General features: G+C 62.2%; 17 protein-coding genes and 1 pseudogene. 7 read left to right on the top strand and 11 right to left on the bottom strand.

All coding sequences use genetic code 11. The features are described from left to right. Positions 1–112: 112 nt before the first annotated feature. Positions 113–568: a DMT family transporter gene (locus tag LCH64_RS27770; protein WP_003223524.1), complete on the bottom strand. Its 456-nt coding sequence runs from the start codon at positions 566–568 to the stop codon at positions 113–115. Between the two features lie 2 nt (positions 569–570). Then, positions 571–1,056: a DMT family transporter gene (locus LCH64_RS27765; protein WP_226501924.1), complete on the bottom strand. Its 486-nt coding sequence runs from the start codon at positions 1,054–1,056 to the stop codon at positions 571–573. A gap of 113 nt (positions 1,057–1,169) precedes the next feature. Here LCH64_RS27765 and LCH64_RS27760 point away from each other — a divergent pair, with 113 nt between their 5' ends. Next, the gene (locus LCH64_RS27760; RefSeq protein ID WP_045122366.1) at positions 1,170–2,105 is read left to right on the top strand and encodes a LysR family transcriptional regulator; all 936 of its coding nucleotides are present in this window, start codon (positions 1,170–1,172) and stop codon (positions 2,103–2,105) included. Positions 2,106–2,229: 124 nt separating this feature from the next. Here LCH64_RS27760 and LCH64_RS27755 read toward each other — a convergent pair whose 3' ends face one another. Continuing rightward, entirely contained in the window at positions 2,230–3,912 is a 1,683-nt protein-coding gene (locus tag LCH64_RS27755) for a methyl-accepting chemotaxis protein (RefSeq protein ID WP_226501922.1), read from the bottom strand. A gap of 192 nt (positions 3,913–4,104) precedes the next feature. Beyond that, positions 4,105–5,424 carry a Na+/H+ antiporter NhaC family protein gene (locus LCH64_RS27750; RefSeq protein ID WP_003223519.1) on the bottom strand — a complete coding sequence of 440 codons (1,320 nt, stop codon included), beginning with the start codon at positions 5,422–5,424 and terminating at the stop codon, positions 4,105–4,107. 450 nt (positions 5,425–5,874) lie between these two features. On the opposite strand from LCH64_RS27750, the gene LCH64_RS27745 reads away from it, so the two are divergent. After that, positions 5,875–8,022 (top strand): methyl-accepting chemotaxis protein, encoded by a 2,148-nt coding sequence (locus LCH64_RS27745; protein ID WP_226501921.1) that lies wholly within the window; start codon positions 5,875–5,877, stop codon positions 8,020–8,022. 30 nt (positions 8,023–8,052) lie between these two features. On the opposite strand, the pseudogene LCH64_RS27740 reads toward LCH64_RS27745, so the two are convergent. The 5 genes and pseudogenes from LCH64_RS27740 to LCH64_RS27720 all read right to left on the bottom strand — a co-directional run. Beyond that, positions 8,053–8,169 (bottom strand): annotated as a pseudogene (locus LCH64_RS27740) (metal ABC transporter ATP-binding protein); the annotation flags it as partial. Next, positions 8,166–9,479, bottom strand: coding sequence for a sensor histidine kinase (locus tag LCH64_RS27735; RefSeq protein WP_226501920.1), 1,314 nt, complete (start codon positions 9,477–9,479; stop codon positions 8,166–8,168). The pseudogene LCH64_RS27740 and the gene LCH64_RS27735, both read right to left, overlap by 4 nt. Next, complete coding sequence (locus LCH64_RS27730; protein ID WP_003223514.1) at positions 9,476–10,144, bottom strand: response regulator transcription factor; 669 nt, start codon at positions 10,142–10,144, stop codon at positions 9,476–9,478. Before LCH64_RS27730 ends, LCH64_RS27735 begins: the two co-directional genes overlap by 4 nt. Positions 10,145–10,147: 3 nt before the next feature. Beyond that, a complete protein-coding gene (locus LCH64_RS27725; protein ID WP_003223510.1) occupies positions 10,148–10,468 on the bottom strand; it encodes a PepSY domain-containing protein in 321 nt (106 codons plus the stop codon). After that, positions 10,468–10,776 carry a PepSY domain-containing protein gene (locus tag LCH64_RS27720; RefSeq protein WP_003223509.1) on the bottom strand — a complete coding sequence of 103 codons (309 nt, stop codon included), beginning with the start codon at positions 10,774–10,776 and terminating at the stop codon, positions 10,468–10,470. The genes LCH64_RS27725 and LCH64_RS27720 overlap by 1 nt, the downstream gene beginning before the upstream one ends. Positions 10,777–11,037: 261 nt before the next feature. Here LCH64_RS27720 and LCH64_RS27715 point away from each other — a divergent pair, with 261 nt between their 5' ends. From LCH64_RS27715 to codA, 4 genes are all read left to right on the top strand, one after another. Beyond that, the gene (locus LCH64_RS27715; RefSeq protein WP_003223508.1) at positions 11,038–12,117 is read left to right on the top strand and encodes a patatin-like phospholipase family protein; all 1,080 of its coding nucleotides are present in this window, start codon (positions 11,038–11,040) and stop codon (positions 12,115–12,117) included. Between the two features lie 95 nt (positions 12,118–12,212). Then, positions 12,213–12,569, top strand: a complete 357-nt coding sequence (queD, locus tag LCH64_RS27710) for a 6-carboxytetrahydropterin synthase QueD (RefSeq protein WP_003223505.1) — start codon at positions 12,213–12,215, stop codon at positions 12,567–12,569. A 446-nt stretch (positions 12,570–13,015) separates the two neighbouring features. Then, the gene (gene codB, locus LCH64_RS27705) at positions 13,016–14,287 is read left to right on the top strand and encodes a cytosine permease (protein WP_226501919.1); all 1,272 of its coding nucleotides are present in this window, start codon (positions 13,016–13,018) and stop codon (positions 14,285–14,287) included. Positions 14,288–14,301: 14 nt separating this feature from the next. Then, a complete protein-coding gene (gene codA / locus LCH64_RS27700; RefSeq protein ID WP_226501918.1) occupies positions 14,302–15,549 on the top strand; it encodes a cytosine deaminase in 1,248 nt (415 codons plus the stop codon). A gap of 128 nt (positions 15,550–15,677) precedes the next feature. Here codA and LCH64_RS27695 read toward each other — a convergent pair whose 3' ends face one another. Then, the gene (locus tag LCH64_RS27695; RefSeq protein WP_226501917.1) at positions 15,678–16,658 is read right to left on the bottom strand and encodes a diaminopimelate epimerase; all 981 of its coding nucleotides are present in this window, start codon (positions 16,656–16,658) and stop codon (positions 15,678–15,680) included. A 372-nt stretch (positions 16,659–17,030) separates the two neighbouring features. On the opposite strand from LCH64_RS27695, the gene LCH64_RS27690 reads away from it, so the two are divergent. Continuing rightward, positions 17,031–18,182: an MFS transporter gene (locus LCH64_RS27690; RefSeq protein WP_226501916.1), complete on the top strand. Its 1,152-nt coding sequence runs from the start codon at positions 17,031–17,033 to the stop codon at positions 18,180–18,182. A 117-nt stretch (positions 18,183–18,299) separates the two neighbouring features. Here the strand turns inward: LCH64_RS27690 and LCH64_RS27685 are convergent, their stop codons facing one another. Then, positions 18,300–20,723, bottom strand: coding sequence for a TonB-dependent receptor (locus tag LCH64_RS27685; RefSeq protein ID WP_226501915.1), 2,424 nt, complete (start codon positions 20,721–20,723; stop codon positions 18,300–18,302). Between the last annotated feature and the right edge of the window lie 86 nt (positions 20,724–20,809).

The raw sequence follows: 20,809 nt of genomic DNA, 5'->3' as shown, positions 1-20,809 counted from the left end.
CGTCAGGGCACAGACCTTTTGGTTACTTTTGGGGCGTTTGCCAAAAGTGACCCGCCGTAAGGGCGGAACCCTAATCAGCCTTCACCAAAAAAAACGGATATACACCCAAAACTCAATCAGAACCGCGAACACTACTCCGATACATAAAGACCAAAGCCAACCCCAGACAAACCATCGCCAACACCCGAGAAGACGAAAGCTCGATCGCCGGATTCCCCAACCAGCCAAAATTATCAATCAACATCCCCATCCCAAGCTGACCAACAATCACCGCAACAGTCGCCACCGCCGTCCCCACAACAGGCACTGCGCCGACCATGACCATCATGTAAACCACCCCAAACAGCGCCCCGCAGACCTGCCACTTCGGCACATCGAGCAAACTCACCGCATGGGCCGGCTCAAAAAACACAATCAACAACCCGGTGATCACCGCCCCGACGAAAAACGTCAGCAAACTGCTGCGCAACACCCCGACGCTTTCACCGAGGCGTCCATTGATCGCCGCCTGGACACTCAACACCGCGCCCGCCAACACCACCACTGCCAACAAAATAACCAGACTCATCTTCAACCCCGCGCAATCAGAACCAATGCCACCACAATCAACCCCAATGCCAGCCACCGCTCGGCATTGACCTTCTTGTGCGTCGCGCCGAACCAGCCGAAATGGTCGATCAGCACACTCTTGCCGACCTGCCCGGACAAAATCGCGATCATCGTCATCGCAATCCCGATATGCGGTGTCGCCAGGGTCAGCACCACCACATAGATCGGCCCGAGGAGTCCGCCGATCAACTGCCAGCGCGGCAGGTCCGTCAGCGCCGGGCCTTTCTGCGGGCCGGCGAACAACAGCAGCAAAAACAGAATCGCCGAACCCACGCCGAAGATGCTCAAAGTCGCCCACAGATGCCCGACCTGCTCCCCCAACGGCCCCAGCAACCCGGCCTCCATCGACAGGCCCATGCCGGCCAGAATCACCAGCGGCAGCAACAACAGGCGCAACCCCGGCCGAGTCGCCGGCGCCGCCACACTCACTTCTTCCAACGTCTGCATCATTCAAAACCCACGCAAGTAAACGATGGCGCGGATTATCGGCTGGCGCCGCTGTGCGATAAATGGGAGCATCCAGACAACACTTTTGCGCAACTCGCACAGCAGGACGATTAATGCACGGGCTTAACGAACTGGGCTTCAAGGCACTCAGGCTGTTTGTGGCGGTGCTCGACCACGGCAGTTTTTCCGAAGTCGCCCGCCGCGAGGGCGTGGCGCCCTCTTCGATCTCGCGGCAGATCCAGTTGATGGAGCAGGCGCTGAACCAGCAACTGCTCTACCGCCACACCCGCGCCGTGACGCCGACCGAGGCCGGGCGCATGCTCGGCCATCATGCGCGGCTGGTGCTGGTGCAACTGGAAGAAGCCGAGCAGGCGTTGCAGGAACAGCAAAGCGAACCCACCGGGCTGGTGCGGATCAACGCGCCGGTGGTGTTCGGCCAACGCCATCTGACGCCGTGGCTCGGTCAGTTGTGCGCGCGCTATCCGAAGCTGCAACTGGATATCCAGCAGACCGACCATTACGTCGACCCGTTGCAGGAAGGCGCCGACCTGCTGTTCCGCATCGGCCCGATGCACGACTCAAGCATGCAGGCGCGGATTCTCGCGCCGCACCGTTTCCAGGTCGCGGCCAGCCCGGCTTATCTGAAGCGCCACGGCACACCGCAACACCCGGAGGATCTGGCGCAGCACCAATGCCTGGCCTACAAAGGCGCGACCGGTCAGCAACGCTGGTTTTTCCGGCGGGATCAGGGCGACTGGACGCCCTACTCGGTCAAAGGTCCGATCACCGGCAACCACGCCGACACCCTCACCCAAGCGGCCGAGCAAGGCCTCGGGTTGGTGATGTTTCCATCGTGGTTGATTGGTGAAGCGGTGCGCGAAGGCAGGCTGGTGCCGGTGTTGGGGGACTATCAGGTGTCGAACAGCCTCGAACCGCAGCAGATCGCGGTGCTGTGGCCGGGGAGTCGAAGGTTGTCGGTGAAGGTGCGGACGGTGATTGATTTCTTCGTCGAGTGCTTCGGCGAAGTGCCCTACTGGGACAGACCATGAGCCTTGCACAAAACCCAATGTGGGAGCGGGCTTGCTCGCGAAGGCGTCGTGTCAGTCAACGATTCTGTATCTGACACACCGCATTCGCGAGCAAGCCCGCTCCCACAAAGTTTTTGCAGCAACCTTAAATACGGAACTGGCCCACCAGTTTGCCCAATCTCTGGCCAAGTTCGGCAAGGCTGCGCGAAGTCTGCGCGCCCAACTGGGTCTCATCCGCCACGCTGTCCACCGCCACCGCGATCTGATGCACGCTGCGGTTGATCTCTTCGGCCACCGCGGTTTGTTCCTCGGCTGCGCTGGCGATCTGCGCATTCATCGAGTTGATGGTCGCGATCAGGTCAGCCATGGCGTCCAGCGACGCGCCGGCCTGATTGGCCTGCGCCGAGGTGCCATCGCCCGCTTCACTGGAACGGCGCATCGCCTCGACCGCCGACTGCGTGCCGGCCTGCAGGCGATCGATCATGCCTTGAATTTCCTGGGTGCTGATCTGCGTGCGGCTGGCCAGTGCCCGCACTTCGTCCGCCACCACCGCGAAACCGCGCCCGGCCTCCCCGGCGCGCGCTGCTTCAATCGCCGCGTTCAACGCCAGCAGGTTGGTCTGCTCGGCAATCGAGCGGATCACCCCGAGCACGCCGACAATCGACGACACGTCCTGCTGCAGGCTGTCGAGCGACACGCCGCTGCTGCGAATGTCATCCACCAGCGCATGAATCTGTTTGATGCTGCCGGCGACCACGCGTTTGGCGCTCTGGCCTTCTTCGTCGGTCTGCTGCGCGGCGACCGCGGCGTTCTGCGCGCTCTTGGCAACTTCCTGAGCAGCGGCGGACATCTGGTTGATCGCCGTGGCGACCTGATCGGTCTCGTGGCGCTGACGCTCCATCGCCTGATCGGAACGCTGAGCCTGATCGGAAACCTGGGTCACCAGGCCGGTCAGTTGCATGGTCATCTCGGTGATCTGCCGCACCAGACCGTGGATCTTGTCGACGAAACGGTTGAACGAGCCAGCCAGTTCGCCGAGTTCGTCCTGGCTGGTGATGTTCAGCCGGCGGGTCAGATCGCCCTCGCCCGCCGCGATGTCGTCGAGGTTGGCTTTCATCAGGTTCAGCGGACGCAGAATGGTGTTGGCCAGCAGCATCCCGGCGATGGCAATCACTAACAGCACCACCAGCGCCACACCAACGATGCTGAGGATCACCCCTTCCATGCGCTCCTGCACTTGCGCCTGCACCACCGCGACTTGCGCTTCGATGCCGTCGAGGTTGACCGAGGTGCCGACCGCCATGTCCCACTTCGCCAGGTACTCGGTGTAGCCGAGTTTCGGCACCAGCACACTGGCATTGCCCGGCAGTGGCGAGCTGTATTGCAGATAGTGGGTGCCGTCCTTCGCCACTTTCACCAGGCCAAGGTTGACGTAGACGCCATTCGGGTCACGGTTGTCCTTGAAACTTTTACCCACGCCTTCGGGGTCGTTGGCCTTGAACAGGCGCACGGTTTCGGAGTCGTAGCCGAAAAAGTAGCCGTCCTTGCCGTAGCGGATGCCCGACAGCAGCTTGATCGCCTGCGCCCGCGCCGCGTTGTCACCGGGGGCGGCAGCGTCGTACAGCGGCTTGATCGTGGTCATCGCCACGGCGACGTAACTTTGCAGCGTGGCCTTGGCATCGGCGAGCAGGCGCTCGCGGGTCTGTTCGACTTCGGTGTGCGCCTGTTGCTGGAGAATGAACAGCGTGGTCAGGCTGATGACCAGCGCAAAGAGCAGCACCGGCAGGACGGCAAGGGACAGGACTTTGGCCTTGAGACTCAAGCGCATGGGGGGCTCACTCTTTTGGTTTTATTGGCGTGGTTAAAGGCGTTAACGGCACGCAATAGCAAAAGTTGAGCGGGGGATTCACCGCATTCCCCTGTGGGAGCGGGCTTGCTCGCGAAGGCGTCGTGTCAGTCAACATTTATGTTTCTGATACACCGCTTTCGCGAGCAAGCCCGCTCCCACAGGTTTCAGCGTTTACAACACCATCGCGGCCACCCAGCCAAACGCCAGCAGCGGCAGGTTGTAGTGCAGGAAGGTCGGGACCACGGTGTCCCAGATGTGGTGATGCTGGCCATCGACGTTCAGCCCGGAGGTCGGGCCCAGTGTCGAGTCCGAGGCCGGCGAGCCGGTGTCGCCCAGCGCCCCGGCGGTGCCGACGATGCACACGATGGCCATCGGGCTGAAGCCCAGCTGCACGCACAGCGGCACGAAAATCGCCGCCAGAATCGGCACCGTGGAGAACGACGAGCCGATACCGATGGTTACCATCAGGCCCACCAGCAGCATCAACAGCGCGCCGATCGCCTGACTGTGATCGATCCACGCCGCCGCACTTTCGACCAGCGAGCGCACTTCGCCGGTAGCCTTGAGCACTTCGGCGAAACCCGAGGCGGAGATCATGATGAAGCCGATCATCGCCATCATTTTCATGCCTTCGGTGAACAGGTCGTCGGTCTCACGCCACTTGACGATGCCCGAGGCCGAGAAGATCAGGAACCCAGCCAGTGCGCCGATAATCATCGAATCCAGCAGCAACTGAATGATGAACGCGGCGGCAATCGCCAGACCGGCAATGCCAATGGTCTTCGGGTTGTAGGCGACGCTGACTTGCTCGACCTGCTCAATCTTTTCCAGATCGTAAACGCGCTTTTTCCGATAGCTGAAAAACACCGCCATCAACAGGCCGAAGACCATGCCCAGGGCCGGAATCGCCATGGCGTGCATGACGTTGATCTGGCTGATATCGACCCCAGCCTTGCTGACGTTGGCCAGCAGGATCTGGTTGAGGAAGATGTTGCCGAAACCCACCGGGAACACCATGTACGGGGTGATCAGGCCGAAGGTCATGACGCAGGCGATGAGCCGGCGATCCAGCTGCAACTTGGTCAGTACATAGAGCAGCGGCGGCACCAGCAGCGGGATGAACGCAATGTGGATCGGCAGGATGTTCTGCGAGGCAATCGCCACCACCCACAGCAGGCCGATCAGTAGCCACTTGACGCTGCCGCCGCCGGTCGAGTGTTGGCGATCGACCATCGCCAGGGCCTTGTCGGCCAGCGCATGGGCCAGTCCGGACTTGGCAATCGCCACGGCGAAAGCGCCGAGCAATGCGTAGGACAACGCCACCGTCGCCCCGCCACCCAGGCCGCTGTTGAACGCCTTGAGCGTGGCGTCGATGCCCAGACCACCGGTCAGGCCACCGACCAGCGCACCGACGATCAACGCGATCACCACGTGCACGCGGGACAGGCTGAGGATCAGCATGACGCCGACCGCAGCAATCACTGCATTCATTTCACTACCTCAAAAACACTGCGATGAAATCATCACCGCCAGACAGGATGAGTCCGCCAACGCTTGACCGGCGGATTTGCAAAGAGGGTCTTATTAGAAGGGCGCGCACTGTGCCGCAGAGTGGCGGCGGTGTCAAAGCGAGCGGCTGAACTGAAATGTAACTGACAATGCAGAACCCGGTGATGCGCAGGAGAACCCTGTGGCGAGGGAGCTTGCTCCCGCTCGGCTGCGCAGCAGTCGCAAACTCGGTAGACGCGTTATGCCTGAATCACCGCATTAGCAGGGTTTGGGGGTGCTACGCACCCCAGCGGGAGCAAGCTCCCTCGCCACAGGGGCCTAAATGTCACTCAGCTGCGGCAATTGGTCATATTGCGCCTGAACAATAAAGAAAGCCGAAACGCGGCCGTTACAGTGCAAAGTCTCAGATATTTATCGAATAAGGACGTCTCCATGTCGCTCAGACAACTTTCCATTCAATGGAAAATCACCCTGCTCGCCGGCCTGTGCCTGGCTGGCATCGTGACCCTGCTGGTGGGTCTTTCGCTGTATCGCATGGAGAACAGCTCCGAGCTGGTGAAAGCTTCGAGCATGGAGATGCTGACCGAGTCAGCCCAGGCGCGCATTGAATCCCAAGGCGAAGTGCAGGCTGCCGGTATTCGCCAGCAGTTCATGGACGCCTATCAATACGGTCACGGTTTCTCGCGGCAGGTGCTGTTCCTGCGCGAACAGGCCGAGAAGCGCTTCCTCGACGCCTTCGACCTGCGTGAAGACATGACCCGTCAGGTCAAGTCCGCCCTGCAAGCCAACCCGGATCTGCTCGGTCTGTCGCTGGTGTTCGAAGCCAACGCGCTGGATGGCAAGGATGAATTGTTCGCCGGTCAGGCCGAACTGGGCAGCAACGACAAGGGCCGCTTCGCCCTGTACTGGTCGCAGCCGACGCCCGGCAAAGTCACCTCGATGGCCCTGCCGGAAAGCGACATGGCCGACACCAGCACCGGCCCCAGCGGTCAGGCCGCCAACGCCTGGTTCACCTGCCCGCGCACCACGCTCAAGCCGTGCGTGATCGAGCCGTACTTCTATGTGATCGACGGTCAGAACGTGCTGATGACCAGCATCGTCTTCCCGCTGATGGTCAACGGCAAAGTCATCGCCTCGCTGTCGGTGGACATCAACCTCAACAGCCTGCAAGCGATCAGCCAGGGCGCGAGCAAAAAGCTCTACGACGGCCAGACCGCCGTGAGCATCATCAGCCCCACCGGTCTGCTCGCCGGCTACAGCCTGGATGCGAGCAAACTGAGCAAGCGCCTGGATGCCGTGGATACCGTCAGCGGCGCCGAACTGCTGCGTCAACTCGCCGCCAGCAGCAGCGTCAGCAGCCTGCACAGCAACGGCCAGTTGAAAGTGTTGTCGCCGTTCCAGCCGATCCCCGGCGGCCCGTCGTGGGGCGTGTTGCTCGACGTGCCGGAAAAGGTGCTGGTCAGCCGCGCCGAAGCGCTCAAGCAGCAACTCGATGCGAGCAACAACTCCGGCACCCTGATCGAGCTGAGCCTCGGCGTGCTGGCGGCATTGGTCGGCCTGCTGCTGGTGTGGCTGATGGCGCGCAGCGTGACCAAACCGATCCTCGGCGTGGCCCACATGCTCGAAGACATCGCCAGTGGTGAAGGTGATCTGACCCGCCGTCTGGCCTATGACAAGCAGGATGAACTCGGTCAACTGGCCGGCTGGTTCAACAAGTTCCTCGACAAGTTGCAGCCGATCATCGCCGAAGTGAAACGCTCGGTGCAGGACGCGCGCAACACGGCCGACCAGTCCTCGGCCATCGCCACCCAGACCAGCGCCGGCATGGAGCAGCAATACCGTCAGGTCGATCAGGTGGCCACTGCGTCCCACGAAATGAGCGCCACCGCGCAGGACGTCGCACGCAGTGCTGCGCAAGCCGCCGAAGCGGCGAAGGACGCCGACCGCGCCACCCGTCAGGGCCTGACCGTGATCGACCGCACCACCGCGAGCATCGACACCCTTGCCGCCGACATGAGCGCGGCGATGGTTCAAGTCGAAGGCCTGGCCGCCAACAGCGAGAAGATCGGCACCGTGCTGGAAACCATCCGCGCCATTGCCGAACAGACCAACCTGCTGGCCCTCAACGCCGCGATCGAAGCCGCCCGTGCCGGTGAAGCCGGGCGCGGTTTTGCCGTGGTCGCCGACGAAGTGCGCAACCTCGCCCGCCGCACCCAAGAGTCGGTGGAAGAAACCCGTCAGGTGATCGAACAACTGCAGACCGGCACTCAGGATGTGGTCGGTTCGATGGGCAACAGTCATCGTCAGGCTCAGGGCAGTGTCGAACAGGTCGGGCAAGCCGTGACCGCACTGCGCCAGATCGGCGATGCGGTGACGGTGATCAGCGACATGAACCTGCAGATCGCCAGCGCGGCGGAAGAACAGAGCGCAGTAGCCGAGGAGATCAACAACAACGTGGCGACCATTCGCGACGTGACCGAATCGCTGTCCGGGCAGGCCAATGAGTCGGCGCGGGTGAGCCAGTCGCTGAACAGCCTGGCGAATCAGCAGCAGAGTCTGATGGATCAGTTCCGGGTCTGATTCGGACTTGAATTCAACTGGACTTCAATGTGGGAGCGGGCTTGCTCGCGAATGCGGAGTGTCAGTCAACTCAGATGTCGACTGACACTCCGCATTCGCGAGCAAGCCCGCTCCCACAGGGGAATTTTGGGTGTTTTGAGGGATCAGCGCTTGGGCAACTCGATCACCACTTTCAACCCGCCCCACTCACTCTCGCCCAACACCAGCAACCCGCCCCACGTCTCGACGATATCGCGCACAATCCCCAGCCCCAGACCATGCCCGTCAGTCTGCTCGTCGAGCCGCGTGCCACGGCTGAATACCTGAGTGCGTTGCTCTTCGGGAATCCCCGGCCCGTCATCTTCAACGCTCAGGGCGTAGCCGTCAGTTCGTTCGATCACACTCAGACGCACCTCGGCATCCGCCCACTTGCAGGCGTTGTCCAGCAAGTTGCCGAGCAGTTCCAGCAAGTCCTCGCGGTCCCACGGCAGTTGCAGCCCCGGCGGCGCGACGTAGCTCAACGCCAGGTGCTCGCCGTGGATCATGTTCAGCGTCGCCAGCAGGCCCGGCAATTCCGCGTCACAGTCGAACAACGCACCCGGCAGCGCATCACCGGACAACCGCGCGCGATTGAGTTCGCGATTGAGCCGCTGTTGCACCTGCTCCAGTTGTTCCTTGAGGATCTTGCGCAGCTCCGGATGGGCATCGAGTTTTTCGCTCGACGCCAGACTGAGCAGTACCGCCAACGGCGTTTTCAGCGCATGCCCCAGATTGCCCAGTGCATTGCGTGAACGCTTGAGGCTGTCCTCGGTGTGCGCCAGCAAATGGTTGATCTGCGCCACCAGCGGCTCCAGTTCCACCGGCACCTGATCGTCCAGTTGCGAGCGTTGGCCCTGCTGCAACTGGGCGATCTGCTCGCGAGCGCGTTCCAGCGGCTTCAACGCGCGGCGCACCGTCAGCCGTTGCAGGAGCAGAATCAGCAGCAACCCGGCCAACCCCAGACCGAGGCCGATCTGGCGCATGCGCTGGAAACTCTCGCGCACCGGGGTGTAATCCTGGGCGACGCTGATCGAGATCGACTGCCCCAGACGTCGATAGTCCGAGCGCAATACCAGCAACTGCTGACCGTCCGGCCCCAGTTGCAGGTTGCTGTGCAAACCGGGGTGTTCCAGCAGCGGCAGATCCTGATCCCACAGCGAACGCGAGCGCCAGTGGCTGTCGGCAAAATCGATGCGGAAGTAATGCCCGGAAAACGGCCGCTGATAGGCCGGCGACAGGTGGCGCTCATCCAGTTGCAAACCCTGCGGGCCGCGCACCAGCGCCACCAGCAGACTTTCGCTGTCGTTGCGCAGTCCGGCTTCGAGATAGCGCTGCAAACCGACTTCGAACAACCACAGACTGGTTTGCGCCAGCACCACGCCGACGATCACCATCACACTGATCAAGCCCAGGCTCAAACGGCGCTGGATCGACCTCACGAAGCTTGCCCGCCGAACAGGTAACCCTGGCCGCGACGGGTTTCGATCACGGCTTTACCGAGCTTGCGCCGCAGGTGGTTGACGTGAACTTCGAGGACGTTGGAATCACGCTCGGTCTCGCCGTCGTAGAGGTGCTCGGCGAGGTGGGTTTTCGACAGGATCTGTTCCGGGTGCAGCATGAAATAACGCAGCAGACGGAATTCGGCGGCAGTCAGCTGAATCTCGCTGCCGTCGCGGATCACGCACTGGCGACCTTCATCCAGATGCAGGCCGGCCGCTTTCAGCGTCGGCTGATTGGCCTGGCCCTTGGAGCGGCGCAGCAACGACTGCACCCGCAAATGCAGCTCTTCGGGATGGAACGGTTTGGTCAGGTAATCGTCGGCGCCGGCCTTCAGGCCTTCGATGCGCTCGGCCCAGGAATCGCGGGCGGTGAGGATCAGCACCGGGGTCGACAACCCACCCGCGCGCCATTGCGCCAGCACCTCCAGACCGGGAACGCCGGGCAGGCCGAGGTCGAGAATGATCAGGTCATACGGCTCGCTGCTGCCCTGATAAACCGCATCGCGCCCGTCCGCCAGCCAGTCCACCGCGTAGCCTTGACGCTGCAGGCCGGCGATCAGTTCGTCGGCGAGCGGCACGTGGTCTTCCACCAGAAGCAAACGCATCGGTCAATCTTCCTTGTCTTTGAGTAATTGGCCGGAATCGGCTTTCAGGTGCAGTTCGCGCGCCACACCCTCGACCGTCAGCAACTCGACTTCATAAACATAGACGTCGTGCTTTTCCTCCAGCTCGACTTCCAGCAGTTTCGCTCCGGGGTAGCGATCCAGCGCCTGTTGCAGCACCTGTTCCAGCGGCAGGATCACCCCCTGCTGACGCAGACGCAGTGCTTCATCGGGGCCAAGATCACGGGCCACCGCCACCGAGCAGAATGCCAATAGCACCAGGGCCAGTCGGCTGCCGGTGCGTGGCTGTAACAAATACGGCTTCATTAAGTATCCTGATGATCCTTGAGCACTTGCCCACTGACCGCGTCCAGTTCCAGGTCCCACTCCAGCCCTTGCGGGTCACGCATTTCGATCTGGTAGATGTACTTGCCGTACTGCTCTTCCAGTTCGGTATCGGTGATGGTCGAACCCGGATGTCTGGTCAGCGCCGTGGCGTTGAGCTTCTCGAAGGACACGATAGTACCAGCGTCGCGCAGGCGCAGGGCTTCATCGGGGCCAAGATCGCGGGCATGGGCGAGGCTGGCGGTCAGGCCGATGATCGCGGCAATGGACAGGGCAGTCAGGGTTTTCATGGGTGTCTCCGTATTTTTATGTGCAGCTACGGTGGGCACCTTAGCGGGATGAACTTAACTGAAACTGAATTGCCATCATTGCGCATGGCCCCAACCACATTTGCAGATTCATGCAAAACCCTGTGGGAGCGGGCTTGCTCGCGAATGCGGTGGGTCAGCAATAATGATGGCGACTGACACAGCGCATTCGCGAGCAAGCCCGCTCCCACAGGGTCAAGGAGTGCGCCTATAATCCAAAGCTTGCTAACGATCGAGACCGGTATGACCGCCATCCACATCAAGTTCCCCGCCCTCACCCTCAAGGCCGGCCCTCGGGCCATGGCACGCATTCGTGCCCAGGGGCTGAACGCCGCCGACGTCGGCACCCTGCCCGGTGCGGCCGGCGGGCCGAAGGCATTGGGGATTCAGGGGCTTGATCTGGCGTTGTTCGGCGAATGGCTGCCGAGCGCGCCACGCGAGCGCTCGCTGATCGGTGCGTCGGTCGGCTCCTGGCGCTTCGCCAGCGCCTGCCTGCCGGATGCCGCCGAAGGCATTCGCCGCCTCGGCCAATTGTATGCCGAGCAGAACTTCAACAAAGGCGTGACCATGGCCGAGATCAGCGCGAGCTCGCAGCGCATGCTCAATGACCTGCTCGACGGCCGCGACGCCAGCATCCTCAACAATGCCGACTACCGCCTGAACATCATGGTGGTCAAAAGCCACGGACGCCTGGCCGACGATCATCGTGGCCGCCTCGGCCTGGCGCTGGGCTCGGTGATCGCCGATAACCTGCGCGGTCGCGCGCGCCTGTCGCGACACTTCGAACGGCTGATCATTCACGACCCACGCCTCGCCCCGCCGGTCAATGCGCTGCACGACTTCCCGTCGCGCTTCGTCGCCCTCAATGCCGGCAACCTGCGACAGGCACTGCTGGCGTCCGGTTCGATCCCGATGGTCATGGAAGGCGTGCGCGACCTGCCGGGTGCCGGTGCCGGCACCTTCCGCGACGGCGGGCTGCTCGACTATCACCTCGACCTGCCCTACAGCGGCGACGGCATCGTGCTCTATCCGCACTTCACCGACCGGGTCATTCCGGGCTGGTTCGACAAGACTCTGCCTTGGCGCAAGGCCTCGGTCGAGCGCTTGCAGGACGTGCTGTTACTGGCACCGTCGAAGGAATATCTGGCGCGCCTGCCCTACGGCAAACTGCCGGATCGTAACGACTTCAAGCGCTTCATGGGCGATGCGCCGAGCCGCCAAAAGTACTGGCACGCGGCGATGGACGAAAGCCGCCGCCTCGGCGACGAGTTTCTTGAACTGGCTGCCAACGGTCGCCTCGCCGAGCGCTTGCTGACCCTTTAGTCAGTGTTTTCCCGCATCGCCAAACACAAGCTGGTAAACTCGCCGCCTGCCCGAATCGCTGCGGCGAACGCCACCTGAACAGAGCCGAAAATACTGTGGAAATTTTCAAAGAGTTTACTTTCGAATCCGCCCACCGCCTGCCGCACGTACCGGACGGCCACAAGTGCGGGCGCCTGCACGGTCACTCGTTCAAGGTGGCGATTCACCTGAGCGGCGACCTCGATCCGCACACCGGCTGGATCCGCGATTTCTCCGAGATCAAGGCGATTTTCAAGCCGCTGTACGAGCGTCTGGATCACAACTACCTGAACGACATTCCCGGCCTGGAAAACCCGACCAGCGAAGTCCTGGCCAAATTCATCTGGAATGAAATGAAGCCCCTGCTGCCGGAACTCAGCGCGATCCGCATTCACGAGACCTGCACCAGCGGTTGCATTTATCGCGGTGAGTGATTCAACACAATCCCCCCTGTAGGAGTGAGCCTGCTCGCGATAGCGGTTTGTCAGACACATTGATTTCAGATGTGCCGATGCCATCGCGAGCAGGCTCACTCCTACAAAGGATTGGTGTTTTGTCAGGAAAATAGAGAACAGCCCCCGAGGCTGTTTTTTTATGCCTATGCTTTTTGGCTTACCGCGACATCCCCGACTCTGACCCCAACACAGTTCAAAACTGTGGGAGCGGGCTTGCTCGCGAAAGCGGTGTATCAGTCGCCATCTGCATCGGCGGACCGGGCGCATTCGCGAGCAAGCCCGCTCCCACATTGGGCCTGTATGTGTTCTGGTGCACTGCTTTCGTCCCGAAATCCCTGACTCAGCTATACATAATCCGCATAACGGTCTTTGGCACGACCACTGCAACCCACCCCGCGTCTCCCCAATCCAGCAAGGAACGCCCCATGACGCAGAACGATCCCGGCAACGACTACCCCCTCAGCGAAGTCCCGATGCATGCACGCAAAGGCCTGGCCTCAACCGCCATGGTGCTGCTCGGTTTCACCTTCTTCACCGCCACCATGTTTGCCGGCGGCAAGCTCGGCGTGGCGTTCAGTTTTGGCGAGATGCTCGCGGTAATCATCATCGGCAATCTGCTGCTCGGGCTCTACGCGGCAGGGCTGGGTTACATCGCGTTCAAAAGTGGCCTGAATTCGGTACTGATGGGGCGCTTCTGTTTCGGCGAGGTCGGCAGCAAGCTCAGCGACCTGATCCTCGGTTTCACCCAGATCGGCTGGTACGCCTGGGGTACCGCGACCGCCGCCGTGGTGCTCGGCAAATACTTCGATCTCGATGAAGGCACGGTGCTCGGCCTGATGGTGCTGTTCGGCCTGGTGTTCTGCGCCACGGCGTATGTCGGTTATCGCGGCCTGGAGATCCTGTCGTACATCGCAGTGCCGGCGATGATGTTGCTGCTGATGCTGTCGATGTGGGTGGCGACGGTGAAAGTTGGCGGCCTCGATGGTTTGCTGGCCGTGGTGCCGACGGGTTCGCTGGACTGGTCGACCGCGATCACGCTGGTGTTCGGCACCTTCGTCAGCGGCGCGACCCAGGCGACCAACTGGACACGCTTCTCGCGGTCGGCACGGGTTGCCGTGCTGGCGAGCCTGATCGGTTTTTTCATCGGCAATGGCCTGATGGTGCTGATCGGTGCCTACGGCGCAATCGTCTATCAACAGCCGGACGTGGTTGAAGTGTTGCTGCTGCAAGGTTTCGCCATGGCCGCGATGGCCATGCTGTTGCTGAATATCTGGAGCACCCAGGACAACACCATCTACAACTTCGCCGTCGCCGGCTGCAACCTGCTGCGCACCGGCCGACGCAAAACAGTGACCCTGGCGGGCGCGGTGATCGGCACCCTGCTCGCCCTGCTGGGCATGTACGACATGTTGGTGCCGTACCTGATTCTGCTCGGTACGGTGATTCCGCCGATTGGCGGGGTGATCATGGCTGACTTTTTCTTCCGTTGGCGCGGGCGCTATCCGCGACTGGCCGACGCACGGCTGCCGGCGTTCAACTGGCCGGGGCTGGGGGCTTACGCCGTCGGCACACTCGCTGCGTTCCACTCGCCGTGGGTTGCGCCGCTGGTAGGGATTGCTGCCGCCGCGCTAACGTATGTCATCGTCACCGGCCTGCTCGGCGCCCGTCGCGCCACCGTGCCATTACAAGACCTATAAGAAGGATTCGCCTGATGCACATCATCAACGCCCGACTGCGCAACCAGGAAGGTTTGCACGAATTGCACCTGGAAGACGGTCTGATCCGCAGCATCGGTCGCCAGACCGAAGCCCCGACCCTCAACCCCGGCGACCTCGATGCCGGCGGCAATCTGGTGGTGCCGCCCTTCGTCGAGCCGCACATCCACCTCGACGCCACGCTGACGGCCGGCGAGCCACGCTGGAACATGAGCGGCACGCTGTTCGAGGGCATCGAGTGCTGGGGCGAGCGCAAGGTCACCATCACCGAAGAAGACACCAAGACCCGCGCCAAGAAAACCATTCAGGCGCTGGCCGCCCACGGCATCCAGCACGTGCGCACCCACATCGACGTCACCGATCCGCAGCTCACCGCGCTCAAGGCGATGCTCGAAGTCCGCGAAGAATCCCGGCATCTGATCGACCTGCAAATCGTCGCGTTCCCGCAGGAAGGCATCGAGTCGTACCGCAACGGTCGCGAGCTGATGGAAGAAGCGATTCGCATGGGCGCCGATGTGGTCGGTGGCATTCCGCATTTCGAGTACACCCGTGATCAGGGCGTCAGTTCAGTGAAATTTCTGATGGACCTGGCCGAACGCACCGGTTGCTTGGTGGATGTGCATTGCGACGAGACCGACGACCCGCACTCACGCTTTCTCGAAGTGCTCGCCGAAGAGGCACGCAGCCGCGACATGGGCGCGCGGGTCACGGCCAGCCACACCACGGCGATGGGTTCTTACGACAACGCCTACTGCGCCAAGCTGTTCCGCCTGCTCGGGCATTCCGGGATCAGTTTCGTCTCATGCCCGACCGAAAGCATTCACCTGCAGGGGCGCTTCGACAACTTCCCGAAACGCCGGGGCGTGACCCGGGTCAACGAGCTGCTGGAGGCCGGAATGAACGTGTGTTTCGGCCAGGACTCGATCGTCGATCCGTGGTATCCGCTGGGCAACGGCAACATCCTGCGCGTGCTTGAGGCCGGGTTGCACATCTGCCATATGCTCGGTTATCGCAACCTGCAGAACGCGCTGGATCTGGTCACCGATAACAGTGCCAAGGCCATGCATCTGGGCGAGCGTTACGGCCTGGAACAAGGACGCCCGGCCAACCTGCTGATTCTGTCGGCGGACAGCGATTATGAAATGATCCGCAGCCAGGGCTTGCCGCTGTATTCGATTCGCGGCGGCAAGGTGCTGATGCAGCGGCAGATGCCGGTGGTGGCGTTCAGCAGCGGACAAATCTGAAACTGTTGTCAGGCTGATGGCCTCATCGCTGGCAAGCCAGCTCCCACAGTATTCAGCAGTGAACGCGTGATTTGTGTTCACCACACAACCCTGTGGGCGCTGGCTTGCCAGCGAAGGCGATTGCCGCTTCAGCCGATCAATCGAGCCGTACCAAACAACCTGACCCGCACCAATTCACCCCGCTCCTCTTCAAGCAACACCGGCGCCGTTCCTCCCGGCATCACCACCTGCACTTCCCCACTCGACACCCAGCCCACCGCCCACGCCGCACACGCCACTGCGCTGGCGCTGGTGCCGGAAGACGCCGTCGGCCCTTCGCCACGCTCGAACACCCGGGCGACGATACGCTGCGCTGACTCAAGCACCGCCCATTGCAGATTGACGCCCGCCGGGCATGGCTGGCCGGCGCCGGCCGGCATCGCGTAGGCGATTCGGGTCAGGCCTTCGGCCCATGGCGGTTCGCGCATTTGCGGGTTGCTCGGCAGATCGGCGACGTCGCTCAACAACGTCACACAATGCGGATTGCCGATGCGCACGAACTGACTGTGCTGCCACGCTGGGTTGAGCCCGGCCAGTTGCTCTACGTGGCTGACGTCCTTGCCATTGAACGTGCGTTTTTCAACCTGCTGCGCACCCACTGCAGAAGGCCCGAAGCCCGGTTGACCGAGGTTCAGCCAGAAGCCGTTCACGCCTTCAACTGTGGCTGTTTTCACCGAAGTTTCCACGGCATCACCCTTGTCGTGATGCACTCGCAGCGACGCCCCTTCCGCCGGCATCAGCCCCTGCTCCAGCAAAGACTGGGAAAAAATCGTCAGGCCGTTGCCACTGCGTTCGGCCAAGGTGCCGTCGGTGTTGACGATCAGCACGTCGAACGGCGCTGCCGACTGAAACGGGCCGATCAACAGACCATCGCTGCGGTGCGATTTGCTCCCCGCCGGACGCTGGCCCTCCGGCCAGTCGCAGCACAGCGCAATGGCGGCCTGACTCCATGCCGGTCTCGACACAGCACACTGCGCGGCACCGACCGGCAAATCGATCCCCGCCTCACGAAGTGCCTGGGGCGAAATCACCCCGTAAATATTGCCCCGCGCATCGTAGAACTGCGTCATCACCGGCCTCACTCACCTTGTCGAAGCCATCACTGTAAACCGCGACCCCTTGCAGGAGTAAGCCTGCTCGCGATAGCGCAGTGTCAGGCGCCCTGGTCATTGCCTGAGCCACCGCCTTCGCGAGCAAGCCCGCTCCCACAGTGATCTGCGCATGACAGCAGATTTGTGAGCGCCCGCCATTTAATGTGGGAGCGGGCTTGCTCGCGAAGGCAGTGTGTCAGTCACTATATTCTTTGGCTGACACACCTCTATCGCGAGCAGACTCATCCCTACAGGTTAGGATGTCGACTGCACTTCCCCGAGACCTGCGATCGAACCTCGACGCGCGATCACGGTCATTCGGGGACGCGACGTTTTTTGCCAAGGATCGATATGACCAGCCTCAACCCCCAAGACACCCTCGTCCCCGGACGCCTGCAACAGATGTCGACGCGCATCGCCTTTTTCATCGCCGGCCTCGGTATCGCCGCATGGGCGCCGCTGGTGCCGTACGCCAAGGCCCGCGCCGGACTCGATGAAGGCACGCTGGGCCTGTTGCTGCTGTGCCTGGGAGTCGGCTCGATTCTGGCGATGCCGCTGGCCGGGATTCTCGCCACGCGCTTCGGCTGCCGCAAAGTCGCGACGGGCGGCACCCTGCTGATTTGCGCGGCCCTGCCATTGCTGGCAACGGTGTCGTCGATACCGGCGCTGATCGCCACGCTGTTCATGTTCGGCGCCGGCCTGGGCACGGTGGATTCGACCGTCAACCTGCAAGCGGTGATCGTCGAACGGGCCAGCGGCAAGCACATGATGTCGGGGTTTCATGGCCTGTTCAGCCTCGGCGGGATCGTCGGCGCGGCAGGCGTCAGCGCCCTGCTCGGCCTCGGGCTGACGCCGCTGGCAGCGATGCTGGTGGTGGTGGCGGTGTTGATCGGCGCACTGTTCAAAGCGGTGCCACACATGTTGCCCTACGGCAGTGAAAGTTCCGGCCCGGCATTCGCCATTCCCCACGGTATCGTGCTGTTCATCGGCGGGATGTGTTTCATCGTGTTCCTCACCGAAGGCGCGGCGCTGGACTGGAGCGCGGTGTTCCTCGCGCAGGAACGCGGGATCGACACGGCGTATGCAGGATTGGGTTACGCCGCATTTGCCCTGACCATGACGGCCGGACGTTTGCTGGGTGACCGGATTGTCCGGCGTCTGGGCGCCACACGGGTGATTCTGTTTGGCGGTCTGCTGGCAGCGGCAGGCCTGTTTCTGGCGACCTTCGCCCCGAGCTGGGAAGCCGCGCTGCTGGGTTATGCGCTGGTCGGCGCCGGCTGTTCGAACATTGTGCCGGTGCTGTACACGGCGGTGGGCAAGCAGACGGTGATGCCGGAAAGCATCGCGGTGCCGGCGATCACCACGCTGGGTTACGCAGGCATTCTGGCGGGGCCGGCGGTGATCGGCTTTGTCGCCCATGCCAGCAGTTTGAGTTTTGCTTTCGGCTTGATGGCGGTGCTGTTGGTGGCCGTGGCCATTGGCGGCAAAGTCCTCAAGGTCTGAACACCCATCATTGTGGCGAGGGAGCTTGCTCCCGCCGGGTTGCAAAGCGCCCCCAAAAATCGGGCCTGCTGCGCAGTCCAGCGGGAGCAAGCTCCCTCGCCACAGGGTCAGGCGTTATCAAAAACCGACGCTGGCCTGCACAAAGAACGTGCGCGGTGCGCCCACATACATCCCCGAATTGTTGTCGCTGGAGCGGGTGAAATACTGCTTGTCGAAGATGTTTTTCACCCCGGCGCCGAGCTTCAGGTTCGACACCTGCGGCCCGAAGTCGTACCCGCCGCGCACGTTCCAGGTCACGTAACCCGGGATGTCGCCGTACTGCCCGTCAGCCGTGCCTTCGGTGATGTAATTGCCGTTGAAGCTGCCATCGGCGTTGACTCCGGTGCCCGGCGAGCGCTGTTTCGATTGGGCGAAACCGTCGATGTTGTAGGTCCAGCGATTGATGTCGTAACGCAAGCCCACGGTCGCCACCTGCCGCGAATAGAACGGCAGATCACGCCCCTTGAAGCCCGGAATCTCGCCTTCGTAGGTGGCGCGGGTGTAGGTGAAACCGGCGTTGGCGGTCAGACCGTCGAGACGCGGATCGAGCGCCGCCATGTCGTAATGCACCGACGCCTCGATACCCTGGTGCTTGGTCGCACCGAGGTTGGTCCAGCCGACATCGTTGCTGATGTATTGCAGCTCGTCATCGAAGTCGATGTAGAACAGCGTCACTTCCCCGCCCCACACGTCATCGTTGTAACGCGTACCGATCTCGTAGGTCTTGGCCTTTTCCGGCTCCAGGCCGTTGGCGGTCTGGTCACCCGAGCCGCCCTGGCCGAGCTGGAAATACTGCAGGCTGCCGAACGAAGTTTCGTAGTTGGCGAACAGTTTCCACGCGTCCGACAGGTGATACATCACGCTCAGCGCCGGCAGCGGTTCGTTGCTTTCGATGCTGCGGTTTTTCTCCGGCACGCGTTTACCCGAGGTGTCGAGTACGGCGCGGTCGTGCCAGTCGGTGCTGATGTGTTCGAAGCGAATGCCCGGGGTGATGGTCCAGTTGCCGACGTCGATCTTGTTGTCGACATACACCGAGTTGGCCTCGGTGCCACCGGTGCGGTCCTGGAACACATGACCATCGGACGTCGGGGTGACCACCGGCTGATTGTTGACCAGCGCCAGACGGCTCGACTGTTCGTGCATCGCCTCTTTCAGGTAGCGATAACCGACGCTGACTTCCTGAGTGGTCGGGCCGACGTCGAAGACCCGCGACACACGCGGCTCGACACCGAGGGTGTAGTAGGAACGCGGGTACGAGCTGAGAGTTTTCTGGTCGCGCGCGGCGATGGTGCTGCCGCGAAAGCTGTCGGTGTAGTAAGTGAGAATTTCTGCCTGAGTACGCTCGTCGATCTGGCGAATCCACTTGAACGACACGTCTTTGCGCCGCCCGCTGAAGTTGTCGTAATCGCGCACCGAGTCGTACGGCTTGTCGTCGTACTGCTTTTGCGTCAGGCCGCCGGGCATGTCGGCACTGGCGTCGTAGTAATGGAAGTTGAGGCTGAAATCGTCCTGATCGGTCGGCGCCCAATGGGTCTTGAGCAGCACGTCGTCGATGTCGTTGTCGTTGTTGCGCTCGCGGTAACCGTTGCCGTTGACCCCGGAATACAACAGCGCCACGCCCATGCCGTTGTCGGCAGTGCCGCCGAGGAACGCCGTGTCGATGTGCTTCCAGCCGCCGTAACGGGTGGTCTCCAGCGTGGTGCCGATTTCCCCGGTGGCTTTTTCCGGAATGGCGCGGGTGACGAAGTTGATCACCCCGCCGACGTTTTGCGGGCCGTAACGCACGGAACCGGCGCCGCGTACCACGTCGATGCTGTCGAGGTTGCCCGAGGAGATCGGCGCCATCGACAGTTGTGGCTGACCGTACGGCGCGAACGCGGCGGGCACGCCGTCAATCAGCACCGTGGAGCGTGGCGACAGGCGCGAAGTCAGGCCACGCACGCCGACATTCAGCGCGATGTCGCTGCCGCCGGTGCCGTTGGAGTCCTGCACCTGCACACCGGGCACGCGCTTGAGCACGTCACTGACGTTCATCGCGCCCTGTTCGACCATGGCTTCGCGGCGTATCACCGTGCGTGCGCCCGGGTGGTTCTGCACCACCGCAGCGTCGGCGTCACCGAGCCAGTCGCCGACCACTTTGATGTCGGTCACGCCCAGTTCCAGCGGGCCATTGCTGGCGGCAGTTGCGGCCGGCGACAGGGTCACCGAGCCTTCGTTGATCTGATAGTCCAGGCCGCTGCCCTGCAACAATTGGCGCAACGCCTGCTCGGGAGAAATGTCGCCATCGACCGCCGGAGCCTGTTTGCCGGCGACCAGATCCGGGCTGAAAAACACCTGCAGCGAGGTTTGCTGACCCAGCTCGCTCAGGGCCTGGCCCAACGGCTGGGCGCGGATGTGAATGGCCTCGGCGGCATAGGCCAGCGGCATCGCCGCATTGACCGCCAGCGTCAGAGCCAGCGGTAACCAGGGGGATTTTTTGTTGTGGGCTGAGGGATTTTTCACGTCGAACGTAGTCCTGTGGATCGCAAGAGTGTGCGTCTGTTAATGCAAACCAGTTGCAGTTGAACAGGAAGACGATGAACTCGAAA

It is taken from the genome of Pseudomonas sp. MWU16-30322 (assembly GCF_020515535.1).
Classification (GTDB): Bacteria; Pseudomonadota; Gammaproteobacteria; order Pseudomonadales; family Pseudomonadaceae; genus Aquipseudomonas; species Aquipseudomonas fluorescens_H.
Note: the sequence above shows the minus strand (reverse complement) of the source record. Positions and strands in the feature narration are given on the sequence as shown.